A 26,427-nucleotide genomic window follows, 5' to 3' on the forward strand; every position below is an offset into this window, starting at 1 on the left:
CCCGCCCCACACCCCCGCCGCACGCGCGCCGGCTGTCACCCCTCACGGTGACAGCCGGTAGTGTCGCAGCGGCTGCGCCACGTTCTTCACCGGCGTCTCCGTGAGGGGGCCGAACTGGAGCTTGCGCACGAAGGGCTCCTGGGACGTCTTCAGCGCCTCGTGCACGCTCCGCATCACCAGCGTCTCCCGGAAGCCCGCCAGGGACTGGAGCCGCGCGGCCTGGTTCATCCCGCTGGAGAAGGCCGTGTAGTTGCGGTTGGGACCGAAGAGGCCGCAGTTCGCGGTGGCCAGGTTCACGCCCACCGCCACGCCCAGCCCCGGCAGCCCCACCCGCTGGCACAGGGCTGCCACCTCTTCGCGCGCGCCCAGTTGCGCGGTGAACGCCTGGATGTCGCACGCGGCGCGCACGGCGGCCTCCGCGCGGCGCACCGGGTCCGTCTGGAAGAAGGGCGGGCCAAAGAGGCCGATGACGCAGTCCCCCACCATCTTGTCGAACACGCCGCCGTGCGCCCAGATGCAGTCCACGGCGCGCGCGCTCCACTCGTCCACGAAGCGGCCGATGCTGCGCGGGCTGTCGAAGCCCTGCTCGCAGATGCGCGTGAAGCCGTTGATGTCCGCGAACAGGATGCCCACCTCCTGCTCCTGCGCCCGCAGGTGCCGCGCGTAGTCGGGGTCCTCCAGCAGCGCGTCGATGGCGCCCGTGGGGAAGAACTGCGACAGGTGGATGCGCTCGCGGTTGTAGTCCAGCAGGCGCTGGCTCAGCGTGGAGGCCAGCACGCGGATGAGGTCCATGGCGTACGCGGAGAGGCCCTCGTTGTTCCAGACGACGAGCTTCCCCAGCGGCTCGCTGCGCGCCCCGGCGGAGATGAGCACCGCCTCCGTGGTGCGCCCGTCGAACAGGCGCTTGAGCACGCCCGCGTCGCCGTGCAAGAGCCGCGTGCCGTGCTGTTGCAGCAGCGCCTCCAGCGGGGCGCTGGGCTGCTCCCCGCTCTCGTACTCCAGCTGGCCGTGGCGGTAGGTGCGGTAGTGCAGCACGTGGGGCTGCACGGCGTCGCGGTACAGGAGGAGGAAGCCCGGCAGGCGCACCCGCAGCGCCAGCGTGCGCACCGCCTGGTCCATGCCCGCCTCGAAGACGGGGTTGGCCAGGTGTTCGTTGCACTGGAGGATGATCTGATGCTTCTCCGACGCGGTGTGGACCAGCATCAGCACCGTGTCCAGCTCCTCCGCCAGCGCGTCCAGCACGCGCAGCCTCCGGGCCCCCGTCTCCGCGTCGCCGGGCGCGCCCGCGTAGAGCAGGCCCAGCGTGCCCACCGGGGAGCCCGCCACGTCCAGCGTCTGGGTGACGAGCGTGTCGCCCCCGTGCGCGCGCACGCCCTCGGGGCCCGTCAGCAGCGAGCCCGGGAAGACGCCGCCCCAGTCCCCCTCGCTCCAGGTCTGCTCCACCAGCTCCTCGTCGCGCGCGGTGAGGGCGATGGCGCGCGCGCCGGTGTGTTCGAGCAGCGTGGGGAAGCAGCGCCGGAAGCACTGGGCCAGCGTTTCGCGCTCCCGGAGGCTCTCCTCCAGGAGGTCGTCCGCGACGCGCCCGAGCTGGCGCAGGAAGCGGTACTCCTCCAGGGACAACTCAGCGGGTGGGGCGATGGGCGCGGGGGTCATGTGCGCCCCTTGTATCGCCGCCCGTGGGCCGTGTCAGGAGGCCCCCGTCACAGGACCGGCGTGTGCTTCGTGCCGCCCACCACCTGGCCCCCCTCCACGTCGATGAGCCAGTAGCCCTCATTGCCTGCCTGGGTGGAGGAGCCCGCGCCGAACAGGTGGGGCCGCTCCGGGGTGGCCGGGTGGTGGTAGCGCCGGTGGATGTGGCCGTGGAGCACCGCGAAGCGCGGGCCCGGCAGCAGCTTCAGCAGGGCGTCCGCGTCGTGCAGGCCGTGGTGCCAGCCGTCCGCGTGGTCCGCGGCGTTGCGGGGCGCGTGGTGCACCACCACCAGGATGGCGCGTCCGTCCAGGCGAGGGTCCGTCAGCAGGGCCGCCAGGCCTTCGAGCTGCGCGGGCCCCACGGTGCCGTAGGACAGGCCCGGCGTCGGCAGCGGCCGGGCGGAGCACAGCCCCACCACGGCGGCGCCCTCCCCCACCAGCCGCACGAAGGGGAAGGCGCCCTCGCGGCGGTACTCCGGCAGGTCGCTCTCCAGCAGCTGACCGAAGTGCTGGGCGAAGCGGCCCCGCTGGTGGCTGCCGGGGGTGAAGACGTCGTGGTTGCCCGGGATGACGGTGCAGCGCGCGGGCGTCCGGGCCAGGGGGCCCAGCGCGGCGCGGGCGGCGCGGAACTCGCCCTCCAGCGCGTAGGCGGTGAGGTCGCCGGAGAGGATGAAGTGATCCACGCCGGGGGCCTGTCCGTCGCGGGCGATGGCGGCGAGCGTGTGCTGCGCGTCGCGGTAGGCCTTCGCCCGCCCGCCGGCCGTCAGCTCCACGAGGGCCACCCAGCGGCGCCAGCCCAGCCGGTGCAGCGGCAGGGCGAAGTAGTCCTCGGTGATGTGGACGTCGGAGCAGTGCAGGAAGCGCATGGACGGGGTCACGGGCCAGAGAACGCCAGGGAGCGGCGGGGCATTCTCTCCCAGTCACGCGGGGGAGGAAGTTATGGTCGCGCCCACGATGAGAGGACGTTTCGCGCCCAGCCCCACCGGGCGGATGCACCTGGGCAACATCCGCAGCGCGCTGCTGGGCTGGCTCCAGGCCCGGGCCGCGGGCGGCACGTTCCTGCTGCGCATCGAGGACCTGGACCGCGCGCGCTGCAAGCCCCGCTTCCTGGAGGACCTCTACGAGGACCTGCGCTGGCTGGGCCTGGACTGGGATGAGGCGCCGCTCTTCCAGAGCGAACGCGACGCCGTGTACCGCGAGGCCCAGGCGGAGCTGGAGCGCGAGGGGCTCGTCTACCCGTGCTTCTGCACGCGCGCGGAGATCTCCCGCGCGGCGAGCGCGCCCCACGGCCTGGGCGACGACGGCCCGCGCTACCCGGGCACCTGCGCGCACCTCACCGCGGAGCAGATCTCCGAGCGCTCCCGCACGCGCGCCCCCGCGTACCGCTTCCGCGCGCGCCCCGGCGCGGTGCGCTTCACCGACGACCTGATGGGCCCCTACGCCCAGGACGTGCAGGCGCTGGTGGGGGACTTCGTGGTGCGCCGCAACGACGGCGTGGCCAGCTACCAGCTCGCGGTGGTGGTGGACGACGCGGCCAGCCGCATCACCCACGTGCTCCGGGGGGATGACCTGCTGCCCTCCACGCCCCGGCAGCTCCAGCTCTACGAAGCGCTGCGCCTGCCCGCGCCCGACTTCCTCCACGTCCCGCTGGTGATGGGCGAGGACGGCAAGCGCCTGGCGAAGCGGGACGGCGCGTTCGCGCTGGCGGAGCTGCGGGCGCGCGGCCGGCCTCCCGAGCACGTCCTGGGCCTGCTCGCCGCGTGGAGCGGGCTGGGGGATGGCAGCCCGGTGTCCCTGCCCTCGCTGGTCGCCCGCTTCGACGTGAGCGTGCTGCCGCACGCGCCCGTGGTGGCGCGCGAGTCACAGCTCCTTGACGCGCTCGGCCTGCGCTGATGCGGGCCGGCCGTCCGCCCCACCCTTCAGGGCGGAGCGGCCGTGCGGAAGTGAAATGAAGGCGCCTCCGGGGTGCACACCTTCGTTCCAGACACGTACGTCCTCGCCGTGACGACCGCGGCCGGGCGACACACGGAAGCGAGGGTGTAGATCCATGTCAACCATTGTCGAAAGTGAGCGGGCCGGCGTCATCCGGGAGCGCTCCGGCGCCATCCCGGCGATTCCGGGCAGCGCGTCCAAGCTGAGCTGGGGGGCCATCTTCGGTGGCACCTCCGTCGCGCTGGGCGTGTGGATCCTCCTGTACACGTTGGGGCTCGCGCTGGGCCTGTCGTCGGTGGACCCGGGCAACACGGGCAGCGCGCGCTCCGCGGGCATCTTCACCGGCATCTGGAGCGTCATCGCGCCGCTCGTCGCCCTCTTCGTGGGCGGGGTGGTGGCCGCGCGCACCGCGGGCATCGTGGACAAGGCGGGAGGCGCGCTGCACGGCGCGGTGCTCTGGGGCCTGACGACGATCGCGGGCGTCATCGTGCTGGGCATGGTGCTGTCGTCGGTGCTGGGCGCGGTGTTCAACGTCGGCAAGGCGGCGGTGGACGCGGGAGGCTCCGCGGCCATGGGCGCGGTGACGGGCGGCGGCTCCGCGGCGCAGGCCTTCGGCCTGGACGCCAACGACGCGCTCGCGCCGGTGAACCAGCGGCTGCAACAGGAGGGCAAGCCCGCCATCACGGCGAACCAGCTGGAGGCGGCGACCAAGGACATCGTCACGGAGGGCGTGCGCCAGGGCCGCGTGGACCGCGAGCTGCTGGTGAGCAACATCGCGCAGAACACCAACCTGTCACGCACGGACGCCGAGGACGTGGCCACCCGCGTGGAGCAGCAGGTGGCGCAGGCCAAGGGCAAGGCCGGGCAGGTGGGCCAGCAGGTGCAGCAGGGCGCGTTGCAGGTGGCGGACCGCTCCGGCCGCGTCTTCTGGGGCATCTTCGCCGGGCTCCTGCTGGGGCTCGTCGCGGCGGTGCTGGGCGCCACGCTGGGCGTCAGCCGCCGCCAGCGCATCCTCGGTGAGGGCGTGGTGACGACGACCACCCCGCCTACGACGACGACGCCGACGTCGCGTCGCGAGGTGTACCCGTAGTCTCGGGCGCTCGCGTGCATCCCCGCTTCACGGTGAACCCGTGAGGCGGGTATGACACGCGGGTGGCGCCCTCGCACCGCACCCTCCTGCACTGGCTGGTCATCCCCGGCGTGAGCCTGGGGCTGTTGCTGCTGTGCGCGCTCGTGGGCTCCTGGCTCACGCGGCCCACCGACACACAGGCCCCGCCCCTCCCCTTCCCCGAACCGCCCCCGGCCGCCGAACCCCGCGCCCGCGCGCCCGTCCCCCTAAGCGAACCGGCCCCCGCGACGGCCGCCCCCACCGCGCCTCCACGGCCCCCCGAACCCGCGCCCGCCGTCCGCGCACCGCCGCGCGCCTCCTTCGACGCCCCCGACCCGCGCCGCGTGGCCATCGTGGAGCCCCTGGTGGAGTCGTCTTCCGGACGCATCGACGCCGAGGACCTGCGCCTGGCCCTCCAGGCGGTGACTCCGCTCGTGCAGCAATGTTTCCAGGACGCCGCACAGCGCAACCGGGGCGCACAGGAAGTGAAGCTGCGTTTCACGGTGGAGGGGGAGAATGGGGACGGAAAGATGAACCGGGGGGAGCTGCTGCGCAGCAGCATCCCGGACCCGATGGTGCAGGCGTGCGTGCTGGATTCGCTGCTGGACGCGCGCTTTCCGGCGCCCCGGCTGGGGGGGACGGCCACGGTGGTGTACCCGTTCCGCTTCGCCCCCCCCGGGGAGGCTGGCCCGTGAGGTCGGGTTGCGCGTAAGGTTCGGCCCCCTTCCCCCGCGCATGCCCGTCACCGTCGAACAGCTCGTGCCTTCCCACACGGACGCCCTGCGCGCGCTCCTGGCGAAGGATGCCGTCCACAACCTCTACCTGCTGGGGTTGCTGGAGGAGTTCGGCATCACGGCCCCGGCGCGCGCGGCGGCCTTCTCCTTCCATGGCCGCTTCGACAGCGGCGTCCTCACCGCGGCCATCTTCGTGGGCGGCGAGGGCGGGCTCGTGGTGCCCAGCGCCAGCGACGCCAGCGCCACCGGCGTCATCGCGGACGCGCTCGCCGCCTCCCTGAAGCTGCGCGCCACGGTGGGGGACAAGTCCTCCGTGGACGCGCTGGTGCGAAGCCTGTGTGAAGGCAAGCCGCGCCTGTCGCGCACCCAGCGGCTGTTCAGCGTCTCCGCGGACGACCTGGGGCCCTTCACCAACCCCACCCTGCGCCTGGCCCGCGAGGAGGACGTGCCCCGCCTGCTGCCCCTGGCCCAGGGCTACGTGCGCGAAATCCTGGAGCGCGACCCGCTGGCAGAGGATCCGGCCCACTACGAGGCCCGCCTGCTCCAGCGCGTGCGCCAGCGCCGCACCTACGTGCTGGAAGAGGACGGCGCGCTCGTCTTCAAGGTGGACATCGGCTGCCGCTCGCAGTTCGGCGCGGAGCTGGAGGGCATGTACACGCTGGCCTCCCGCCGCCGCGAAGGCCACGCCACGCTGTGCCTGGGACAGATCTCCCGGCACCTGCTGTCTTCGCTGCCCCGGCTCGCCATGCGCATCGACGAGCGCGACGAGAGCACCGCCCGCATCGCGCGCAAGGTGGGCTACCACGCCGGCCGCACCCAGCGGCTCGTGCTGGTGGACTAGCACGCCCCTCCCCTGTTGCCTCCGGAGCAACCCAGGCAACACCGGCCTGTGGCTTCCGAAACAACAGGGATTGCCAACATTGCAAGCAAGCATGTGAAAACACGTCATCCCCGCGAACGGGCATGACGCTTGCTCCTGGAGGGCGTGGCGCGCGGCATCCGCGAGCCCGGCGGCCCCAATCACCGCCGCATTTCACGGGAGCAGGACGATGAAGGGTTTCCAGACGCTGGCGAAGGTGTGCGCATTCGGGGTCGTGGCGCTGAGCGCGGGCACGGCGGCCGCGTGGCAGTACCACCCGGGCTACGCGTTCAAGGCCTACTATGCCGGTGACACCGGGTGCTTCAACCCGAACAGCTGGTCGAGCATCCGCAATGACTGTACGACGACGCGCACGCTGATCGCCTCGGTGCCGATGTGGGCGGTCGGGAACCACCCGACGACGGTGCAGATCTACGGCAACAACAGCTGGTGCCAGTCCTTGACGGTCAACGGCGTGGGCAACGCCGGCCAGGTGGGCCCCGTGGTGTACACGGTGGCCGGCCCCATGGCGTGGCAGACGCTCAACACGGGCACCCGCTACGTCTGGGAGGACTACGCCATCGCCATCCACTGCGGCCTCCAGCCGGGCGGCGTCATCGGCGGCTTCACCATCGACTGAAGCACCTTGTGACCCGCGCCGGCGGACGTCACCGGCGCGGGAGCCGTCCTGATGCGCGGCCGCGCGAAGCGCCTCCTCCCGCTTCCTCCCCCTTTCGCGCGGCCCGTTCCTTCCTCCCGCAGCCCCTCGCGAGCGCCCCGATGTCCTCCCGGCTCCAGACCGTCCTCGCCTTCGTCAACACGGCCGCCATCGCGGGCGTGCTGTTCGCCTTCGTGGATCATCAGCGCGACTCCCGGCAGGAACTGGAGGAGCTGCGAGCCCAGGTGCGCAAGGCCTCCCAGGGCGAAAGCCCGGAGCTGGCCGGGCGTCGCGCCGCCGCGGAGACCGCGATGCGGCTGTGGGCCGCCAACGCTGGCGCGCAGCCCGCGGCCGCCCGTGCGCGGCCCGAGGTCCAGACGCCCGCGCCCACGGAAGGGGCCGCGGAGGACGCCACGGACGACGTGCCACCGCCGCCGCCGCCCCGGCCTCCACCGCCGTCCTTCGACCAGTCGCGCACGCGCGTGTTCACCGCGTTCGCGGAGGAGCGGGTGGACAACGACTGGAGCGGCAAGGCCGCGCAGACGCTCAACGACGCCTTCCGGCAGCACCTGCCCCCAGGCTCCCGCGTGAAGTCCCTGGACTGCCGCGCCACGCTCTGCCGCGTGGAGCTGGTGCACCGGAGCGCGGCGGACCACGGGGCCCTGCTGATGAACGGGATGCGCGCGTGGCCGGGCTCCGTCTTCGTCGCCAGCGAGGCGCAGGAGGGCGCGGACTACGTCGTCACCCTGCTCGCGTCGAAAGAGGGGACGAACCCGCCGCTCTGAGCGGCCCCGCGCATGACGGCCGGCCCCGGAGGGGGCGGGCTCGCGGCCATGCGCGAAGACGCCCGCGCACGGCACCCGGCGGATGCCCTACAGTCGCGCCCCGCATGAGCCGTCCCACGCCCACCCGCCGTCCCCTCTCCGGAGCGGGCCCCGTCATCCTCCACGCGCCCACCGACCCGGGCTGGCTGCCGCTCGCCCTGGCGAACTTCGACGCGGTGCTGGTGGACCACGCCCACTGCGAGAAGAAGGCCGCCGCCAACGCGCTCTCCATGCTCCAGGCCTACCCGGACCTGCCCGGCCTGCCCGCGCAGATGGCCCGGCTGGCGCGCGAGGAGAGCGCCCACCTGGCCCGCGTGCTGGACCTGATGGCCGCCCGAGGCCTTACCCTCACGAAGGACGCGGGCGACCCGTACGCGCAAGGACTCCAGAAGCACGTGCGCACCCCGGCCCCGGAGCGGCGCGTGGACCGCCTGCTCGTCGCCGCCATCATCGAGGCGCGCTCCTGCGAGCGGCTGTCCCTGCTCGCCGAGGGGCTCACCGACCCGGCGCTCGCCCGGTTCTACGGGGAGCTGGCCCAGTCCGAGGACGGCCACCAGTCCCTCTTCCACCGGCTGGCCGTCACCGCGGCGGGTGGGGACGAGGCCAGCGTCGACGCGCGCCTGCAACACCTGCTGGCCCAGGAGTCACAGGTGCTCGCCGCCGTGGGCCTCCGGGCCGCCATCCACTGACGAAGTCCGGGCCCCTCAGGGCCCGGCGAACGGCCACACCCAGGGCACCGCCACCACGAGGAAGGCCACCAGCACCGCGGTCAGCGGCGTGCCCAGGCGGAAGAAGTCGGTGAAGCGGTAGTGGCCGGGCCCGTAGACGAGCACGCAGCTGGGCTCCAGCGGGGTGATGAACGAACAGCTCGCCGCCAGCGTGATGCCCATGGCGAAGGGGCGCAGGTCCACGCCCAGCTGGGTGGCCGCGCTGAGGGCCACGGGCAGCACCACCAGCGCCGCGGCCTGGTTGCTCATGGGCGCCGACAGCGCGATGGTCAGCACCATCAGCAGCGCCAGCACCGCGCGAGGCCCCCCGTACGCCCCCAGCCGGGCCACGTGGTCGCCGATGAACTTCCCCGCGCCGCTCTCCTCCATGGCCAGCCCCAGCGCCATCATGGACCCGATGAGCAGCACCACCCGCCAGTCCACGCGGAACGCGGTGCGCGCGTCCACGCACCCGGTGGCGATCATCGCCAGCATGCCGGCGAGCCCCGCCACCGACAGCGGCAGCAGCCCCACGGAGCCCGCCCCCAGCGCGGCCACGAAGAGGATGACCGCCAGCAGCGCCTTGGCGTAGCGCGGCGGCTCGTACTCGTGCCCCTCCAGCACCATGAGGTTCGCGCCTCCGGCCAGCTCCGCCACCCGCCCCCGGGGCCCGCGCAGCAGCAGCACGTCCCCCACCGACAGGGGCAGCGTGGACAGCGAGTGCTCCCCCCGGGCGCGCCGCAGCAGCTGCAGCTTCGTGAGCCGCCGGATGGCGGGCCTCCGGTGCAGCGCCAGCGCCACCAGCCCGAAGCGCTCCACGAACAGCACCTCCTTCAGGCTGCGCCCCACCAGCGGGCTGCCGGGGGGCACGCTCGCCTCCACGAGCAGCGACTCCGGCCCCTCCAGCTCCGCGTCCGACAGCCGCACGTCCGGCCGCAGCTCGATGCCCTGCAGGTCCTTCACCCGCAGGATGTCCTCGCGCCGGCCCTCCACCACCAGCCGCTCGTCGCCCTGGAGCACGTACGTGGGCAGCGCGGAGTGCGTCTCGCCCTCGCGCACGATGCCCAGCACCCGCAGGCCCAGCCCCTCGCTGATGTCCGCCAGCGGCCGGCCCACGTAGCGCGAGTCGGGCGGCAGCACCGCCTCCGTGAGATACTCGCGCAGCGCCCAGCCTTCCGTGCCCGGCTTGCCCTCGCGCGCGGGCAGCAGCCAGGGCCCCAGCAGCACCACCACCGCGAGGCCCAGCACCACCACCGGCAGGCCCACCGGCGCCAGCTCCGCCACGCCAATGGCCGGCAGCCCCCGCTGCACCAGCGCGGCGGACACCACCAGGTTCGTGGACGTGCCGAACAGCAGCACCGTGCCGCCCATCATGGAGGCGTACGCCAGGGGCATCAGCACCTTGCTGCGCGGCACCTTCGCGCGCTGGGCCGCGCCAATGGCCACCGGCAGGAAGGCCGCCGTCGTCACCGTGTTGGAGATGAAGGAGGAGAACACCGCCACCACGCCCATCATCGCCAGCACGAACGCCTGGTGACCGAAGCGCGCGAAGAACGCCATCCGCTGACCGATCATCTGCACCACGCCGGTCGCGGCCAGCCCCTGCGTCATCGCCAGCAGGGTAAAGATGAAGATGACCGTGTCGTTGCTGAACCCCTGGAACGCCTGCGTCGGCGTCAGCACCCCGCTCAGCGCCAGCAGGCACACCACCACCAGCGAGGTGAACTCGATGGGGATGGTTTCAATGGAAAAGAGGACCAGCGCGACGACGATGACAGCCAGGACAAGGGCGATGGACATGGGGGTCGGGGGGCCCAGTATGGGCACGACGCGACGCGCCGGCAGGGCGTGCCGCACCGCGCCGTTTACTGATGGGCGACCGGGGGCTGATAAGTGGAATTAGACCAGAGCGGTCGAAAGTCCGGTTGACTGCCGGACGTCAGTTGCTTTTGGGGCGCTGCTCCAGAAGGTTTGGTGTTCTTCCACTGGTAGGGTCGTTCCCCCTTGTGACCCGGTATTGCGGGAGACCCGTTCATGAGACACCCCGAGGAAACTTCCATGGCTTCGACGCAAGCGGCAGCCGCCAACGGGCAGGCGCCCACGAAGAACCCCACCCTGCTGGCCTGGGTGGCCAAGATGGCCGCGATGACCCAGCCGGACAGCATCGTCTGGTGTGATGGCTCGGAGGCGGAGAAGCAGCGCCTCACCGAGGCGGCCGTGAAGGACGGCACGCTCATCCCGCTGAACCCGGAGAAGCGCCCGGGCTGCTACCTGCACCGCTCCAACCCCAACGACGTGGCGCGCGTCGAGCACCTCACGTTCATCTGCACGCCCAACAAGACGGACGCGGGCCCCACCAACAACTGGATGGACCCGGAGGCCGCGTACACGAAGCTGGGCCACCTGTTCGAAGGCTGCATGAAGGGCCGCACCATGTACGTGGTGCCCTACGCCATGGGCCCGCTGGGCAGCCCCTTCACGAAGATTGGCGTGGAGCTGACGGACAGCAACTACGTCGTCCTCAACATGCGGATCATGACCCGCATGGGGAAGGCCGCCCTGGACATGCTGGGCGACAGCGACGACTTCAACCGCGGCCTGCACTCCACGGGCGACGTGAACCCGGACCGCCGCTACATCTGCCACTTCCCCCAGGACAACACCATCTGGAGCTTCGGCTCGGGCTATGGCGGCAACGTGCTGCTGGGCAAGAAATGCCTCGCGCTGCGCATCGGCAGCTACCTGGGCCGCGAAGAGGGCTGGCTCGCGGAGCACATGCTCATCCTGGGCGTCACCAGCCCCAAGGGTGAGACGACCTACGTCGCCGCCGCCTTCCCGTCCGCGTGCGGCAAGACGAACTTCGCCATGATGATCCCGCCCAAGGAGTACAAGGGCTGGAAGATCGAAACGGTGGGCGACGACATCGCCTGGATGCGCCCGGGCCCGGACGGCCGGCTGTACGCCATCAACCCGGAGGCCGGCTACTTCGGCGTGGTGCCGGGCACCAACAACAAGACCAACCCCAACGCCATGGAGACCATCTCCAGGGACACGCTCTTCACGAACGTGGCCCTGACGGCCGACGGCGACGTGTGGTGGGAGGGCAAGGACGGCGAGGTCCCGGACGAGCTCACCGACTGGCAGGGCAAGCCCTGGAAGAAGGGCAGCGCGGAGAAGGCGGCGCACCCGAACAGCCGCTTCACCGCGCCCATGAGCAACAACCCGGTGCTCAGCGCCAAGGCCAACGACCCCATGGGCGTGCCCATCAGCGCGCTCATCTTCGGCGGCCGCCGCTCCAGCACCGTCCCCCTGGTCCTCCAGGCCTTCAACTGGACCCACGGCGTGTTCCTGGGCGCCACCATGGGCAGTGAGACGACGGCCGCGGCCACCGGCAAGGTGGGCGTGGTGCGCCGCGACCCCATGGCCATGCTGCCCTTCTGCGGCTACCACATGGGCGACTACCTCCAGCACTGGCTGGACATGCAGAAGTCCATCCCGCAGCTGCCGAAGATCTTCCAGGTCAACTGGTTCCGGCAGGACAAGAACGGCAAGTTCATCTGGCCGGGCTTCGGGGACAACATGCGCGTCCTGGAGTGGATCGTGAACCGCGTCCACGGCCGCGTCCCCACGCAGGAGACGCTGCTGGGCTGGGTGCCGCGCCAGGACCAGGGCCTCAACCTGGAGGGCCTGGACCTGTCCCAGGAGGCCGTCGCGGAGGCCACCTCCATCAAGGAGGACGAGTGGAAGTCCGAGCTCAAGAGCCAGGAGGTCTTCTTCGAGCAGCTGGGCACCAAGGCCCCCGAGGCCCTGATGCTCCAGCGCAAGCTGCTCATCGCGCGCCTGGACGGCTGACCGCCCTGTAGCACCTGGGACGTGCCCCTCGGGGCCGCTCGTCCCCCCTGGAAACAGGGGGGTGGGGGCGGCCCCGGCGCATTTGGTGGGGTCACCGCTTCGACGGCCGGTGGGTTCGGCGCTAGGCTCCGCGTCCCATGAGACTGGTTTTCGTGTTGTCGCTGGCGCTCGCGCTGGCGCCGGGCTCGGCCCTGGCGCAGCGGGGCGGGACCAAGGCCCCCAACCATCAGGCGCTGCTGAAGGAAGGCAAGCGCCTCTATGACGCGGGCAAGTACAAAGAGGCCGCTGACGCGCTGAAGCAGGCGCACGAGGCGCAGCCCCATCCGCAGCTCATGTACAACATCGCCGTGGCGCTGGAGTACGCGGGCGAGCCGCGCGAGGCCATGACCTGGTATCGCCAGTACGTCACGTCCAACAGCGAGGACACCAACGCCACCCTGCTGAAGAACAGCAACCGCGCCATCGACCGGCTGCGGGTGCAGCTGGACCGCGAGGACCAGGCGCAGGCGACGGCGGACGCGGACCGCAAGCGGCTGGAGGCGGAGGCGGACGCGGCCCGGCGGCAAGCGGAGGAGGAGCAGATGGCGGCCCGGCGCGCGGAGGAGGACAGCCAGCGCCAGCGGCAGGCGGAGTTCGACCGCGCGCTGAAGTCCTACCAGCGCCAGCGCATCGGCGCCTTCGCGGTGGGCGGCGTGGCGGTGCTGGGCGTGGGCGCGGGCGTGCTGTTCGGCATGCAGGCGCGGGACGCGCGCGAGCAGTTCGACAACGCCTCCACGCTGGAAGACAAGGAGACGTTCTCGGACAGCACGAAGAGCAAGGCGCTGCTCGCGGACATCGGCTTCGGCGTGGGGCTCGCGGGGGCCATCACCGCCATCATCCTGTATCCCAAAGAAGGCCCTCCGACGCAGGGCGAGGTGCGCGTGACGCTCGCGCCGCGCGGGGTCGGGGCTGGCATGGAGGTCCACTTCTGATGCGCGCACTGGGAATGATGACGCTGGGCATGGCGCTGTTGACCTCCGGGTGCAGCTTCACCACGGCGGGCGGCCTGTCCGAATGCGTGACGAGCAGCGACTGTGGCAGCAACAGCGTCTGCACCGCGGGCTTCTGCCTGCCGCAGCCGGCGGGGTGCGGCCAGGTGGTGGGCGCCACGTCTTCCGCGAACGCCATCGCGCTGGGCGCGCTGGTGCCGCTCACCAACCGCGGCGGCAACGCGGAGATCGAGCAGCAGCGCCTCAACGGCCTGAAGCTGGCGCTGGACGAGGTGAACGCGCTGGAGGGCGTGGGTGGCCGGCAGTTCGTCATGTACGTCTGCGACACGCAGGCGGACGTGGAGACGGCCAAGACGCAGGCGCGCTGGCTGGTGGACGACAAGCAGGCGGTGGCGGTGTTCAGCGCGGGCAGCGCGCAGACCATCGGCATCAGCTCCATCACCATCCCCAAGGGCGTGCTGCTGATGAGCCACACGGCCACCAGCGCGGCCTTCACCACGCTGGAGGACAGGAACGGTGGCAGCGTGGGCCTGGTGTGGCGCACCACGCCCTCGGACGTGCTCCATGGCCGCGTCATCGCGGACGTGCTGCGGGGCACCACGGTCATCAATGATCCGGGCGTCCCGTTCACCCCGCCGACCAAGGTGGGCGTGGCGTACGTGAACGACACCTACGGCCAGGGCCTGTATTCGTCGCTGCTGGACCGGCTCACCACGAAGACGCTGGAGGGCGCGCAGTACGAGCGCGGCGGCGACGTGACGGGCGCGGTGAGCCGGCTGGTGACGTTCAAGCCGGACCTGACGGTGCTCGCGGGCTTCACGGAGGACAACTCGCGCCTGCTGCCCCAGGCCGCGGCGGCGGGCGTGTCCGTCGCGAACAACAACCGGTGGTTCCTCACCGACGCCAGCAAGGACCCCACGCTGCTGACGAACCTGGGCACGAACAAGAGCGAGATCGTGGGCGCCTACGGCACGGCGCCCGCGTCCGCGCGGCCCACCGACTCCACGTACAAGCTCTTCGCGGACCGCTTCAACACCGCCTACAAGGTGGACCCGGGGCAGTTCTCCTTCACCGCGCACGCGTACGACGCCATGTACGCGGTGACGTTGGGCGCCGCGTACGCGGTGGGCAACGACCTGGCCAACCCGCAGCCCATCACGGGCGTGCGCATCGCGGAGGGGCTCACGAAGCTGACGCCCGCCTCCGGTCAGACGGTGAACAGCTACCAGTTGGGCCCGGTGCAGTTCACCGGCGCGCGCGACGAGCTGCGCCAGGGCAAGGTCATCAACGTGCGCGGCGCCAGCGGCGACCTGGACTTCAACAGCGACACGGGTGAGGCGCCTTCGCCGTACGAGCTGTTCAAGGTGGAGAGCAACGGCTTCCGCACGCTGCAGCTCATCACCCCGCCGGTGGACTGAGCGCGCGCACCAGCGGCGCGAGCGCGGCGGTGAAGACCTGGGGCGTCGGCAGCAGCGACAGCACCAGGTGCGCACCGCCGCTGAAGTCGTAGAAGTAGCCCGGCTGCACGCGCACGCCGTCGGCGAGGAGCCTCAAGCAGGTGGCCTCCTCGCCGGGCGTGCGCGGGATGCGCAGCACCGCGCTCCAGCCTCCGTGCGCGGGCACCACGCCCCAGGCCGCGTCCGCCGGGCGCGCCGCGACCAGCCGCTCCCGGTTGCCCTTCACGCGCGCCAGCAGGGCCCGCTGGAAGCCGGGCGCATGGGCCAGGAGCGCGGGCAGGGCGAGCTGCACGGGCGTGCCCACGGACAGGGCCGCGTCCGCCACGTCCTCCAGCCGCGCCAGGGCCTCCTCGCGCGGGGCCGTGGGGCCGCCCACGAGCAGCCATGACAGCTTGAGGCCGGGCAGGCCCGCCACCTTGGACAGGCCGGACAGGGCGAAGGTGAGGCATGGCAGCGGCCTGCCCGCCACGGACGTCACCCTCCCCGCCTCCGTGTCCCAGGCGAAGTCGGAGAACACCTCGTCGCAGATGAGCGCCAGGCCATGGCGCGCGCACACGTCCGCGAGCGCCTGGAGCTCCCCTTCGTGGAGGAAGTGGCCGGTGGGGTTGCCCGGGTTCACCACCAGCACCGCGCGGGTGCGCGCGTCGAGGGCCGCCTCCACCGCCGCCGCGTCCAGGCCGAAGCCGTGCACGGCGGGCAGCCGGTAGGAACGCGCGTGCACGCCCTCCAGCCGCGCCAGCACGTCCAGCAGCGGGTAGCCGGGCGCGGGGACGAGCACGCTGTCCCCCGGGTCGCACAGCAGCTTGAAGAGCCAGCCGTAGGCCTCGCTGGTGCTGGCGCAGAGGACGACGTGCGCCGCAGACACGGGCGCGCCCCGCGCGGACAGGTGGCCGGCCACGGCCGCGCGCGCGGAGGGCAGGCCGAAGGGCTCCGGGGCGTAGTGGAAGGGCGAGGGGCTCGCGCCTCGTGCCTCCAGGGCATCGTGGCGATGCGCGGACGGCTCCCGGAGGTTTTTGCCCTCCTGGGCGCCAGGGCCGGGTGCAGCGAGCGCGGTCAGCGCCGACGGAGCGTGTCCGGTGGCGTCAGCCGGTGCGTGGGACGGAGCGCGGATCCTCCGCGCCCCGGACAGCAGGAGGGCCGGATCGGGCAGGGGCAGCCCGACGCGGGTGGGGTTGGTCTCCGCCAGGTCCAGCAGGGGCAGCCCGCGCGACTGGCGCTCGGCGACGGCCTGGGAGAGCGGATTGGGCGTGCGCGCGAAGGCGGTGCGGAGCGAGAAGCGGCTCACAGCCCCGTCTGCAGCATGGCCGTGGCCACGCGGCGGATGAGCTCGCGCCGCAGCTCCTGCCGGCAGTGCTCGATGGCCTTCTCGTGCGGTTGGGGAAGCTCCGGGTCACGGGTGCGCATCGCAGTGCGGAGAACGAGCTCGACCTTGGAAGGCTCAAGCTGGAACAGCCGCGGACCGTCTTTCTGGAGGAAGTAGGACAGCCCGCGCTGTTCGATGAGCTTCTGGAAGAAGCGTCGGACGTCCGCGAGGAGCGTGATGTCGATGATGTCCGCCATTCGTGCCGGCTTTCTCGCGCGGAACAAACGGGACGTCCATTTCGCGGCCTCCACCACGCGAAAACTTGCGCGACCTGTAGCACGCGCCCGAAAGGCGAACGCGGCGGAGGCCGATTTATCGGGCCCGCGCGCGTTCGGGCACCAGCGGCGCGAGCGCCCGCCGGAACGCCAGATGGCGCCTGCGCGCGTCCTGCACGTAGGGCACCGGCCCCAGCACCTCCACCCCGTGGCGGGACTCCAGGTAGCGTCGGTTGTCCCGTTCCGCCAGGTCGCTTCCGGGCACCCCGCGCGACAGCACCACCGCCCGCACCGACAGCTTCCTTGACGCCAGCGCCTCCAGCGACAGCGCCACGTGGTTGAGCGTGCCCAGCCCCGCCCGCGCCACCAGCACCACCGGCAGGTCGAAGGTCTGGATCAGGTCCACCACGTCGCGCTTCGCGTCCACCGGCACGAACAGCCCCCCTGCCCCCTCCACCACCACCGCCCCGTCCTTGAGCCGCCTCCACGCCGCGAGCGTCACCCGCCAGTCCGGCTCCCGCCCCAACCGCCAGGCCGCGATGCCCGGGGCCAGCGGCGCGCGGAAGCGGTGCGGGCACACGGCCTCCACCGGCAGCGTGCTGCCCGCGGCCTCCCGCATCGCCAGCGCGTCCGACGGCGCCTTGAGGGACACGCAGCCACTCTCGTAGGGCTTGAAGCCCTGGGGCGACAGGCCCGCGTCCCGCATCAGCGACAGGAGCGCGCACGACACCTGCGTCTTGCCCACGCCCGTGTCCGTGCCGGTGACGAAGAAGCGGGGACTAGGGGGCTGGGACACGGGAGACTCCCACCCGGCGCAGGGCCTCCAGCGCCAGGTCGATGTGGTCCGTCGAGTGGGCGGCGGACAGGCAGAAGCGCAGCCGACTGGTGCCCTCCGGCACGGTGGGCGGGCGGATGGCCTTCACCAGGAGCCCCGCCTCCCGGAGGCGCTTCGCCGCGTCCATCGCCCGGGCCGGCTCGCCCAGGATGACGGGGAAGATGGCGCTCCGGGCTTCGGCTGGAAGCCCCAGGGCGCGCAGGCCTTCGGTGAACCGGTGGATGTGCCCCCACAGCCGCTCGCGCAAGGCCGGGTCGTGCTCCACCAGGTCCACCGCGCACGACGCGGCGGCGCACAGGGCGGCGGGCAGCGCGGTGGAGTAGACGAACGGCCGCGCGCGGCTCACCAGCAGGTCCGCCACCGCGCGCGACGTGGCCACGTACGCCCCCAGCCCGCCCAGCGCCTTGCTCAGCGTGCCCATGCGCAGGTCCACGCGCGCCTCCAGGCCCAGCGCCTCGCACAGGCCCGCGCCCCTCGCGCCCAGCACGCCGGTGGCGTGCGCCTCGTCCACCATCAGCGCGGCGCCATGGGCCTCGCACGCCTCCACCAGCGCCCCCAGGGGCGCCACGTCCCCGTCCATGGAGAAGACGCTGTCGGTGACGACCAGCTTGCGCCGGGCCGGGGTGTCCGCGAGCGCCCGGGCCAGCGCGCCCGCGTCCGCGTGCGGATAGACGACGACGCGCGCGCGCGACAGCCGGCAGCCATCCACCAGGGAGGCGTGGTTGAGGGCGTCGGAGAACACGGCGTCGCCGGGGCCCACCAGCGCGGGGAGGATGCCGGTGTTGGCGGCGTAGCCGGAGTTGAAGAGGCGCACGGCCGGCGCGCGCTCGAAGCGGGCCAGGCGCGCCTCCAGTTCCTGGTGCGGCACCATGTCCCCCACCACCAGCCGGCTCGCGCCGGTGCCCACGCCGTAGCGCTCCAGCGCGGAAGCGGCGGCGGCGCGCACGGCGGGCGACGCCGCGAGGCCCAGGTAGTCATTGGAGGAGAAGTTGATCAACCGCGCGTCGCCCAGGCGCACCTCGGCGCCCTGGGGGGAGCCGAGCGGCTCCAGCACGCGGGCAAGGCCCTTCGCGGACAGGGCCTCCAGGTCCTCGCGCGCCCAGCCGTCCGCGATGGGGCCCGGGGACGTCACCGGTCCTGCCGGGGCTCCAGGGGGCGGATGCCCGCCTTCTCCAGCAGCGCCATGTCCTGGGTGTACTCGGGGTTGCCGGTGGTGAGCAGCTTCTCCCCGAAGAAGAGCGAGTTGGCGCCCGCGAGCATGCAGAGCAGCTGCGCCTCCTCGTTCATCTGCATGCGGCCCGCGGACAGGCGCACCATGGCCTGGGGCATCAGCAGGCGGGCGGTGGCGATGGTGCGCACCATGTCCACCGTTTCGATGCGGTGCTGGTCCGTCAGCGGGGTGCCCTCCACGGGGACGAGCGCGTTGATGGGCACCGACTCCGGGTGGACCTCCTGGTTGGCCAGCGTGCGCAGCAGGTTGCAGCGATCATCCACGGACTCGCCCATGCCGATGATGCCGCCGCAGCACACGGAGATGCCCGCGTCGCGCACCCGGTTGAGCGTGTTCAGCCGGTCGTCATAGGTGCGGGTGGAGATGATGTCGCCGTAGTGCTCCGGGGACGTGTCCAGGTTGTGGTTGTACGCGGACAGGCCCGCCTCGCGCAGGCGCTTCGCCTGGCTCTCCGACAGCATGCCGAGCGTGGCGCACGCCTCCATGCCCAGGGCCCGGACGCCGCGCACCATCTCCAGCACGCTGTCGAACTGGGGGCCGTCCTTCACCTCACGCCACGCGGCGCCCATGCAGAAGCGCGTGGCCCCCGCCTGGCGGGCCTGCGTCGCGGCGGCCAGGACCTCCGGCACCGCCATCAGCTTCTCCGCCTTGACGCCCGTCTTGTAGCGCGCCGCCTGCGGGCAGTACGCGCAGTCCTCCGGACACCCGCCCGTCTTGATGGAGAGCAGCGAGCACAGCTGCACCTTGTTCTCCACGAACACCTGCCGGTGCACCGTCTGCGCCTTGTGCACCAGGTCCAGCAGCGGCAACTGGTACAGCGCGCGAACCTCCGCGAGCGACCAGTCGTGTCGCACCGTCACCCCTTCCGGGGCGGGGGCGGCGTGGTGGGCGTGGCCGTGGAAGGACTCGGCGGTGTCGGACATGCGGGCGCGGCTCCTCAAGCAGGGGCGTCAGGGGCCCGACGGTGCGTGGCGGAGAGGCCATTGTCAACGCCCTCGCGACAGGGGGTTGACGAGCCCTGGCCCGAGCCCGCAAAGACAGAAGGGACGTCCGTGCATGACGGACGCCCCTCTGTTGTTTCCCGCCTCATCGGCCGGGAAGGGTCCAGCGTGGCGGCTAGACGTGGACGCGACGGCCGCGGCCGGCGAGCCCCACGAGGAACAGCACCACCAGTGCGCCCAGGACGGAGAACAGGAGTCCGGTGGGGTGCAGGTCGAACACGCGACCGTCACTGGAGAACAGCGAACCCACGAAGCCGCCGACGAACGAACCGGCGATGCCGAGCAGCGTGGTGGCGATGAGCCCCATCGACTGATTGCCCGGCATGATGGCGCGCGCAATCAGACCCGCAACCAGACCAATCACCAGAAACGCGATAATCCCCATGACAACCTCCCTGTGTAGGGGGCCCGCTCTGTGCGACGCCCGTGGACCAGAAACTGGGTTGCCCCGCCCTGTAGGGCAACTCGGCACCTGATCCTGGATACGGCGCTTGCCTGCTCTCCTGCCGGGGCCTCACGTAGGACGAGGAAACGTCAGGGGTCTGGGTTACACCCCGCCCATGGCGAAGGCGAAGACGCACTACACCTGTCAGGCCTGTGGCTACCAGACGGCGAAGTGGCTCGGGAAGTGCCCGGACTGCGGCGCCTGGAGCTCGCTGCTGGAGGAGACCGAGGCGAAGGTGGACGACAAGCGCCCGGCGTGGGGCGCGTCGGGCGGCGCCTCCCGGCCGGTGAAGCTCCAGGACGTGACGGGGGAGACGGAGGTGCGCCGGCGCACGGGCATCGCCGAGTTCGACCGGGTGCTGGGCGGCGGCGTGGTGGGCGGCTCGCTGGTGCTCCTGGGCGGTGACCCCGGCATCGGCAAGTCCACGCTGCTGCTGGCGGCGCTGGACAAGCTGGCGCGGCACGGGCCGGTGCTCTACGTGTCGGGTGAAGAGAGCCTGCGGCAGACGAAGATGCGCGCCGAGCGCCTGCGGGTGGAGAGCGAGAACATCCACCTGTTCGCGGAGACGGACGCGGACCGGGTGCTCCAGGCGGCGGAGGCGCTGAAGCCCCAGGCGCTGGTGGTGGACTCCATCCAGACCATGTACCTGCCGGAGCTGGGCAACGCGCCGGGCAGCATCACGCAGGTGCGCGAGGTGGCGGGCCGGCTGATGGCGTTCGCCAAGCGCAGCGGGGTGCCCACGTTCCTGGTGGGCCACGTGACGAAGGAGGGCTCCATCGCGGGCCCCCGGGTGCTGGAGCACATGGTGGACACGGTCCTCTACTTCGAGGGCGAAAGGGGCCACCCGTTCCGCCTGCTGCGAGCGCACAAGAACCGCTTCGGCAGCACCAACGAGATTGGCGTCTTCGAGATGAAGGGCGCGGGGCTGATGGAGGTGGCGGACCCGTCCGCGCTGTTCCTGTCGGAGCGGCCCCAGGGCAAGTCCGGCAGCGTGGTGACGAGCACGCTCAACGGCACGCGTCCGCTGCTGGTGGAGGTGCAGGCGCTGGTGGCGCCCACGGGCTACGGCACGGCGAGGCGCACGGCGATCGGCGTGGACGGCAACCGGGTGGCGCTGCTGGCGGCGGTGCTGGAGAAGAAGGAGGAGATTCCGCTGGTGGGCTGCGACCTGTTCGTCAACGTGGCGGGCGGCATGCAGTTGAGCGAACCGGCGTGCGACCTGGCGGTGTGCGCGGCGCTGGTGAGCAGCCTGCAGAACCGGCCGTTGGATCCGAAGACGCTGGTGCTGGGAGAGGTGGGGCTCGCAGGCGAGGTGCGCGCGGTGGGCCAGGTGGAGCCGAGGCTCGCGGAGGCCGCGAAGATGGGCTTCCAGCGGGTGGTGATGCCCGCTGGCAGCGCGCGCCGGCTGGAGAAGACGAAGATGCAGGTGGTGGGCGTGGAGACGCTGAGCGAAGCGCTGGCCGCGATGTTCGACTGACGGCTCAGGACACGCGCGGTGGCAGGAAGGCCGGGTCCGGCACGCGCGTGGGTTTGGTGAGCGTGGGCAGGTCGAAGAAGGACTCGGGGCCCAGCGCGGTGATGAGCCGGGCCTCGGCGGCGTCCCCGTCCGGGGTCATGGCCTGGGTGGGAAGTTCGTAGGGCTGGACGAGGACGATGCCGCCGTCGAGGGCCTGTCGGTGCTCGGCGGGGAGCGCGTCCAGGCGCGGGCCGAAGTGCTTCACCAGCGGGGCGCCGAAGAAGTTGCGCCAGTAGAGGCCCGCGAAACCTTCGCTGTAGTCGCGCACGTTGAAGTCACGCCTGGAGCCGACGCCGTCCTCACTCGGCACACAGCGCCAGTTCTTGCGCTCGAAGTCGTCATCAGGTCCGGACTGCACCAGGGGCGAGCCCAGCAGGTGCATGATTTCAACGACCTGGCGCAGGTGGGCTTCACGCCATTTCGCCTTCCGGGGCTCCACGATGGACGTCATCCAGGTGAAGGAGCCGGCGTAGGGGTATTCGCCGTGGCGCTCTGGATTGATCTGGAGGAAGTCGCGATCCGTCTTCGCCCCGATGGTGAAGTTCTTGAAGTCCTCGTAGTAGCCCGCGAGGACATCCGGGTTGAAGGGACCAGCCTCCAACCGGTTCGCCATGTTGAAGCCCCCAAACCGCACCGGCTGGAACCAGCGGTACTCCAGGAAGAACAGACGAGCCAGCTCGCGGATGGTGCTTGTCTGGGGAACGCCGGGCGGCAGGGAGAACCGTGTCTTCAGGAAGCGCCGAGCCATGATCTGTCTTCAAGGAAAGAAGCGGACGTCAGCGCGTCCTGCCTGCCTGAGTTCATCAATCTGTTCCAGTAAGGACTTGGACAGGTGGGTTGCCCCGGACGGATGCTTCGAGGAACGAATCCAGAGTTCGATGAAACCACCGTAGCTAGCCACGTAGTCCATCATGCTCTTCAAGTTGCCCGTGAGCGACAATTCCGCACGGCCCTTCACCTCGATGAAGTTGTAGGGCTGCCCCCAGACGAGATCCCGGGGACGCCCCAGCACGGAATCCGGGACGAAGCCCTGGGCCGTACTCCCTGGCGGCGGCAACAACAGGCCCGTGTTCTTCGGGTAGTTCCTGCTCTGGAGCACGGCCTGCTCGAACTCGCTGCCCGCGCCCTTGTTCTTGATGACGGTCTGGTAGAGCCGCTCCCACTCCGGATCCACCGCGTACTTGAACTGCGGGTACTTCGCTGGGTGACGGAACTGGTAGTCCACCCACGCCTGCGCCAGGTGCTCCGCGCTGCCTGGCACCAGCCGCGCGCCCTCCGCCGTCACCCGTGAGCCCACCAGGGCCACGCGCTTTCCCTGGCCCAGCACTCGGCCCGCTTCGGCCAGCGGGGACTCCAGCCGCTTCGCCACGGCTTGCAGCTTCGCCACGTCCTCCGCGGACACCGCGTCGCCGCGCCCCGACGCGCGCAGCACCCGGCGGATCTCCTGCGCCTCCTGGGGTGACAGGTGCTGCACCACCCGCTGCAACACCTGCACCTCGCGCAGGCTGCGGCCCGTCAACAGCGCCGCGCGCTCCACACCCTGCGCGCCTTCCGACAGCAGACGCCCCGACACCACCGGCAGCGCCACGCTCACCGCGCACAGCAACCGCTCGCCGTCCGTCAGCGGGTGTCCCAGGATGCTCACGCCCAGCACCACGCCCGTCACGTCCGCCACTTCCCCCGCGACGGGCAGCAGGCCCACCGCCATCTCCAGCACGACCTCTTCGGGAGGAATGCCTGGAGGCTCACGGCGCGGATCCCACGTCGGAGGCGCCAGGCGGCCCGCCTCCACCGCCGAGGCCAACAGGCTGTCGCGCGCCAGCAGGTAGAGCGCCACCTCGCTGGGGCTCTTGCGCACGAAGTCCGGGTCCAGCGTGTGCGCGTAGGCCCAGTCCAGCACCGCCTCCACCAGCGCGCGCTGCGTCGCATCGTACAGCGCGCTCTCGGTGAGCAGCCCGTCGTGGCCGAGCCTGCGGAAATGCGACTCCGCCAGGGCCTTCCCGCGCGCATCCGCCCAGCGGTGGAATTCGTCCAGCTTCGCGTCCACCTGAGTCGAGCGCGCTCCGTCCTCGCGCTGGCGCCGCGCGTGCTCGACTTTCAGGCGCAGGTAGACCTCCAGCGGTGAGTCCTCCGCGAGCTGCGCCTCGGTCCGCGAGAGGGCCCAGATGAACAGCTCATTCAGCGCGGCGTGGCCCGCCTGACGCTCCTCCTCCGTCACCGCGGGCTTCCTCAGCTCCGCCCGCTTCTCATTGATGAACGCGAGGTAGTGCCCCAGAACATCCCTGCCCACCGCACCGGCCGTGCTGCCCGAACCACCCGTGCCACCCGTGCTCCTGGCTTCACGAGGGAACGGAGGCGGCGAAGCACTGCGATAGCGCGTGTAGCCGTAATGCCCCACCGGCAGGGCACCGGCGCCCGGCGTGGTGCACGCCGTGAGCGCCAGCATCAACACCAGACTTCCGCCGAAACGCCCCAGACGTCCATCCGGCATGTCCTGCCTCCCCAGCCATTTCAAATATCAATCAGCACTGACGTGCCCCGTGCCGCGCTTCCTGACGCGTGCCGCGACACGCGTTCCCCCTCCCAATGACTCCCGAGTCTCGGGCCTGACGCTTTCACTGGCCCGTCGCGCCCCGCCTCACCGTCCACGACAGCGCTGACGCCACCGCCCCCGGAACGCCCCCAGGTGCTCGGACAACCTCGTGCCGTCGCGGGTTCCCGAAGCACTTCCTCCCCGCGTCTTTCCTCGCCGTGCCCGGGAACGAGTGCTGGTCAGGACGGGGGGCATGCCGTTTGATGCGTGACACGAGGAGCGCCGCCCGGATGACGCATCGCCCCCTTTCCTCCCGCCTGCGAGACGCGCTGGGCTCGCTGTCGGCGCGGCTGCTGGTGGCGTTCCTCCTGCCCACCCTCCTCTTCCTCGCGCTGGCGGGGGCTTCCGTGTACGCGCTGGCTCGCGCGAGCCTGGAGGACGAGCTGGGCTCCAGCCTGTCCGCGCTCGCCGCCGCCACCGCCAGCCAGGTCAGCGGCGAGCGCATGCTCACCATCGAGCCCGGTGACGACGTGTCCGGCACCCGCACCTGGCGCAACCTCGTGCGACTGCTCGATGGCGTGCGCACCGCCAGCGGGGTGCGCCGCGTGTACGCCGTGGACGCGCAGGGCCGCGTTCGCACGGACGTGGGCGGCAACCTCCCCGTGGGCGCCGAGGTGCCGGAGCTCGCGCGCGACCGTCTGGAGTTGACCCGGGTCCTCGCCGGCGAGCGCGCCGCCAGCCAGGTGCTCTTCACCGGCTCCGACGGGCTGCTCTACAAGACGGGCTACGCGCCCGTGGTCCAGGACGGACAGGTGGTGGGCGCCATCGCCGTGGAGGGCAGCGCGGCCTTCTTCGGCCCGCTGCGCCGGCTGTGGCGCACCTTCGTCATGGCCAGCGTCGTGGCGCTCGTCGTGCTCGCCTTCATCGCCATGCTCACCGCGCGGGGACTGGCCCGCCCGCTGCGCCGGCTGATGGACTCCGCGCTGCGGATCGGCCGGGGCGACCTGACCACGCCCGTCCCCCCGGAGCCCACCCGGGAGATTGGCGTGCTGGCGCGCGAGCTGGAGGTCATGCGCGGCGCGCTGGAGAGCCGGGACCGTCAGCTCAAGCTCATGCTCGCGGGCGTGGCCCACGAGGTGCGCAACCCGCTGGGCGGCATCGCCCTCTTCTCCGGCCTGCTCCAGGAGGACCTGCGCGCGGGGGCCCACGCGGACGCCGGCAGCCACGTGGACCGCATCCAGCGCGAGGTCACCTACCTCCAGCGCATCGTCGAGGACTTCCTCGCCTTCGCCCGCGAACAACCGCTGGCGCGCTCACCGATGGAGGCCCCCGACCTCGTCTCGAGCGCGTGCGAGCTGCTCTCCATGGAGGCCAGCGGCAAGGGCGTCGCCCTGGACGTGCACGCCGCGCCCGCGCACCTGGAGGCGGACGGAAGCCTGCTCACCGCCGCGCTCGTGAACCTGGTGAAGAACGCCGTGCAGGCCGCGCCCCCCGGCAGCAGCGTGCGCGTGCGCGGCCAGCAGCGCGACGGCGGCTACGCCATCGACGTCCAGGACTCCGGCGCCGGCGTCCCCGAGGCCGAACGCGACCGCATCTTCGAGCCCTTCTTCACCACCCGCGAGCAGGGCACCGGCCTGGGCCTGCCCCTCGCGCGGAAGATCGTCCGCGCGCATGGCGGGGAGCTGGCCCTGCGCTCCACGCCGGGCGACACCGTCTTCACCCTCACCCTGCCCTGCCCTCCAACGTCAGGGGAGGCGCGGGCGCGCTCCTGAGGCTCCGCCGCCTTCCAGGGCCTCGCGCGCCTTGCCCAGCATGCGCCGCAAGGGGGCCTCGTCCGCGCGCTTCAGCGCTTCGTCCCAGGAAACCCACTGGATGCCGAAGGACTCCGCGGGGTCGTGCGCGAGCGCTTCGGGGTCTTCCGCCACGAAGAGGTAGCGCACGTCCAGGTGACAGTGCTCGGGCTCGTCCTTGCGCGCGGGGATGGTGTGGATGTCCACGTCCAGCGGGCGCGGCGCGGTGGGGTGGAGGTGCACGCGGCACCCCGTCTCCTCGCGGGCCTCGCGCAGGGCGGTGGCCTCCATGTCGCCTCCATCCCCGGCCTCCGCGTGACCGCCCGGCTGCAACCAGCGCTTCAGCTTCGCGTGGTGCAGGAGCGCCACCTTCGTGCCCGTGGGGTCCACCACCACCGCGCTGCCGGTGAAGTGCGCCTCCACCTGCGAGCGCGAGAAGGGCTCCCCCAGCGACGTGGCGAAGTGGCGCATCCGGGACAGGTCCTCGCGCTCCTTGTCGTCCCGGGGGACGTGGCGGGCGAGCAGCTCGACGAGGGCAGCGGAAGCAGGGGCCATGCGCCGGGGTTTAGACACACGCACCGCAGGGGACGCCAGCGCTTTCACCGCGCCGGACGTGCGGCCGTCCCGGTCCGGTGTAGGGTGCCGCCTCCAGGTGCGTCCTCCCGCCGGGACGCGCCCCTTCCTTCCGG

Annotated in this window: 24 protein-coding genes; 12 read left to right on the top strand and 12 right to left on the bottom strand. The window is 71.8% G+C overall.

What is annotated here, in order from left to right; all coding sequences use genetic code 11:
- Nucleotides 1–42: 42 nt before the first annotated feature.
- A complete protein-coding gene (locus OV207_RS09600; RefSeq protein WP_267554445.1) occupies nt 43–1,653 on the bottom strand; it encodes an adenylate/guanylate cyclase domain-containing protein in 1,611 nt (536 codons plus the stop codon).
- A gap of 47 nt (nt 1,654–1,700) precedes the next feature.
- Nucleotides 1,701–2,555 carry a metallophosphoesterase family protein gene (locus OV207_RS09605; RefSeq protein WP_267554514.1) on the bottom strand — a complete coding sequence of 285 codons (855 nt, stop codon included), beginning with the start codon at nt 2,553–2,555 and terminating at the stop codon, nt 1,701–1,703.
- A gap of 88 nt (nt 2,556–2,643) precedes the next feature.
- On the opposite strand from OV207_RS09605, the gene gluQRS reads away from it, so the two are divergent.
- The 7 genes from gluQRS to OV207_RS09640 all read left to right on the top strand — a co-directional run bounded on the left by gluQRS (nt 2,644) and on the right by OV207_RS09640 (nt 8,493).
- The gene (gene gluQRS / locus OV207_RS09610) at nt 2,644–3,582 is read left to right on the top strand and encodes a tRNA glutamyl-Q(34) synthetase GluQRS (RefSeq protein ID WP_267554446.1); all 939 of its coding nucleotides are present in this window, start codon (nt 2,644–2,646) and stop codon (nt 3,580–3,582) included.
- 154 nt (nt 3,583–3,736) lie between these two features.
- Nucleotides 3,737–4,711: a hypothetical protein gene (locus OV207_RS09615; RefSeq protein ID WP_267554447.1), complete on the top strand. Its 975-nt coding sequence runs from the start codon at nt 3,737–3,739 to the stop codon at nt 4,709–4,711.
- Nucleotides 4,712–4,773: 62 nt separating this feature from the next.
- A complete protein-coding gene (locus OV207_RS09620) occupies nt 4,774–5,424 on the top strand; it encodes an AgmX/PglI C-terminal domain-containing protein (RefSeq protein WP_267554448.1) in 651 nt (216 codons plus the stop codon).
- Nucleotides 5,425–5,464: 40 nt separating this feature from the next.
- Nucleotides 5,465–6,304, top strand: a complete 840-nt coding sequence (locus OV207_RS09625) for a GNAT family N-acetyltransferase (RefSeq protein WP_193347429.1) — start codon at nt 5,465–5,467, stop codon at nt 6,302–6,304.
- A 208-nt stretch (nt 6,305–6,512) separates the two neighbouring features.
- Nucleotides 6,513–6,962, top strand: coding sequence for a hypothetical protein (locus OV207_RS09630; protein ID WP_193346934.1), 450 nt, complete (start codon nt 6,513–6,515; stop codon nt 6,960–6,962).
- A 140-nt stretch (nt 6,963–7,102) separates the two neighbouring features.
- The gene (locus tag OV207_RS09635) at nt 7,103–7,765 is read left to right on the top strand and encodes a hypothetical protein (RefSeq protein ID WP_193346933.1); all 663 of its coding nucleotides are present in this window, start codon (nt 7,103–7,105) and stop codon (nt 7,763–7,765) included.
- Between the two features lie 104 nt (nt 7,766–7,869).
- Complete coding sequence (locus tag OV207_RS09640; RefSeq protein ID WP_193346932.1) at nt 7,870–8,493, top strand: tRNA-(ms[2]io[6]A)-hydroxylase; 624 nt, start codon at nt 7,870–7,872, stop codon at nt 8,491–8,493.
- Between the two features lie 15 nt (nt 8,494–8,508).
- Here OV207_RS09640 and OV207_RS09645 read toward each other — a convergent pair whose 3' ends face one another.
- On the bottom strand, nt 8,509–10,311 hold the full coding sequence (locus tag OV207_RS09645; protein WP_267554450.1) for an SLC13 family permease: 1,803 nt from the start codon (nt 10,309–10,311) through the stop codon (nt 8,509–8,511).
- 258 nt (nt 10,312–10,569) lie between these two features.
- On the opposite strand from OV207_RS09645, the gene OV207_RS09650 reads away from it, so the two are divergent.
- The 3 genes from OV207_RS09650 (at nt 10,570) to OV207_RS09660 (ending at nt 14,770) form a co-directional block, all read left to right on the top strand.
- Nucleotides 10,570–12,363 (top strand): phosphoenolpyruvate carboxykinase (GTP), encoded by a 1,794-nt coding sequence (locus OV207_RS09650; protein WP_193346930.1) that lies wholly within the window; start codon nt 10,570–10,572, stop codon nt 12,361–12,363.
- A gap of 137 nt (nt 12,364–12,500) precedes the next feature.
- On the top strand, nt 12,501–13,334 hold the full coding sequence (locus OV207_RS09655; RefSeq protein ID WP_193346929.1) for a tetratricopeptide repeat protein: 834 nt from the start codon (nt 12,501–12,503) through the stop codon (nt 13,332–13,334).
- Nucleotides 13,334–14,770 carry an ABC transporter substrate-binding protein gene (locus OV207_RS09660; protein ID WP_193346928.1) on the top strand — a complete coding sequence of 479 codons (1,437 nt, stop codon included), beginning with the start codon at nt 13,334–13,336 and terminating at the stop codon, nt 14,768–14,770. The genes OV207_RS09655 and OV207_RS09660 overlap by 1 nt, the downstream gene beginning before the upstream one ends.
- Here the strand turns inward: OV207_RS09660 and OV207_RS09665 are convergent.
- The 6 genes from OV207_RS09665 to OV207_RS09690 all read right to left on the bottom strand — a co-directional run bounded on the left by OV207_RS09665 (nt 14,751) and on the right by OV207_RS09690 (nt 19,839).
- Nucleotides 14,751–16,094, bottom strand: coding sequence for a pyridoxal phosphate-dependent aminotransferase (locus OV207_RS09665; protein ID WP_267554451.1), 1,344 nt, complete (start codon nt 16,092–16,094; stop codon nt 14,751–14,753). The two genes, OV207_RS09660 and OV207_RS09665, sit on opposite strands and share 20 nt — an antisense overlap.
- Nucleotides 16,091–16,369 (bottom strand): hypothetical protein, encoded by a 279-nt coding sequence (locus tag OV207_RS09670; RefSeq protein WP_120535228.1) that lies wholly within the window; start codon nt 16,367–16,369, stop codon nt 16,091–16,093. Before OV207_RS09670 ends, OV207_RS09665 begins: the two co-directional genes overlap by 4 nt.
- Before the next feature lie 115 nt (nt 16,370–16,484).
- A complete protein-coding gene (gene bioD / locus OV207_RS09675) occupies nt 16,485–17,183 on the bottom strand; it encodes a dethiobiotin synthase (protein ID WP_267554454.1) in 699 nt (232 codons plus the stop codon).
- Complete coding sequence (gene bioF / locus OV207_RS09680) at nt 17,167–18,354, bottom strand: 8-amino-7-oxononanoate synthase (protein WP_267554456.1); 1,188 nt, start codon at nt 18,352–18,354, stop codon at nt 17,167–17,169. Before bioF ends, bioD begins: the two co-directional genes overlap by 17 nt.
- Nucleotides 18,351–19,376 (bottom strand): biotin synthase BioB, encoded by a 1,026-nt coding sequence (bioB, locus tag OV207_RS09685; RefSeq protein ID WP_267554458.1) that lies wholly within the window; start codon nt 19,374–19,376, stop codon nt 18,351–18,353. Before bioB ends, bioF begins: the two co-directional genes overlap by 4 nt.
- Before the next feature lie 193 nt (nt 19,377–19,569).
- A complete protein-coding gene (locus OV207_RS09690) occupies nt 19,570–19,839 on the bottom strand; it encodes a GlsB/YeaQ/YmgE family stress response membrane protein (RefSeq protein WP_120597359.1) in 270 nt (89 codons plus the stop codon).
- A 175-nt stretch (nt 19,840–20,014) separates the two neighbouring features.
- Here OV207_RS09690 and radA point away from each other — a divergent pair, with 175 nt between their 5' ends.
- Nucleotides 20,015–21,376, top strand: a complete 1,362-nt coding sequence (gene radA, locus OV207_RS09695) for a DNA repair protein RadA (RefSeq protein ID WP_193346924.1) — start codon at nt 20,015–20,017, stop codon at nt 21,374–21,376.
- A gap of 4 nt (nt 21,377–21,380) precedes the next feature.
- Here the strand turns inward: radA and OV207_RS09700 are convergent, their stop codons facing one another.
- Nucleotides 21,381–22,163: a hypothetical protein gene (locus OV207_RS09700; protein ID WP_267554463.1), complete on the bottom strand. Its 783-nt coding sequence runs from the start codon at nt 22,161–22,163 to the stop codon at nt 21,381–21,383.
- Between the two features lie 9 nt (nt 22,164–22,172).
- Nucleotides 22,173–23,906 (bottom strand): hypothetical protein, encoded by a 1,734-nt coding sequence (locus OV207_RS09705; RefSeq protein WP_267554464.1) that lies wholly within the window; start codon nt 23,904–23,906, stop codon nt 22,173–22,175.
- Between the two features lie 332 nt (nt 23,907–24,238).
- On the opposite strand from OV207_RS09705, the gene OV207_RS09710 reads away from it, so the two are divergent.
- On the top strand, nt 24,239–25,720 hold the full coding sequence (locus OV207_RS09710) for a sensor histidine kinase (RefSeq protein WP_267554465.1): 1,482 nt from the start codon (nt 24,239–24,241) through the stop codon (nt 25,718–25,720).
- Here OV207_RS09710 and OV207_RS09715 read toward each other — a convergent pair.
- A complete protein-coding gene (locus tag OV207_RS09715; RefSeq protein WP_267554467.1) occupies nt 25,694–26,293 on the bottom strand; it encodes an NUDIX hydrolase in 600 nt (199 codons plus the stop codon). The two genes, OV207_RS09710 and OV207_RS09715, sit on opposite strands and share 27 nt — an antisense overlap.
- Between the last annotated feature and the right edge of the window lie 134 nt (nt 26,294–26,427).

It is taken from the genome of Corallococcus sp. BB11-1 (assembly GCF_026626625.1).
In the GTDB taxonomy this organism is placed as follows: domain Bacteria; phylum Myxococcota; class Myxococcia; order Myxococcales; family Myxococcaceae; genus Corallococcus; species Corallococcus soli.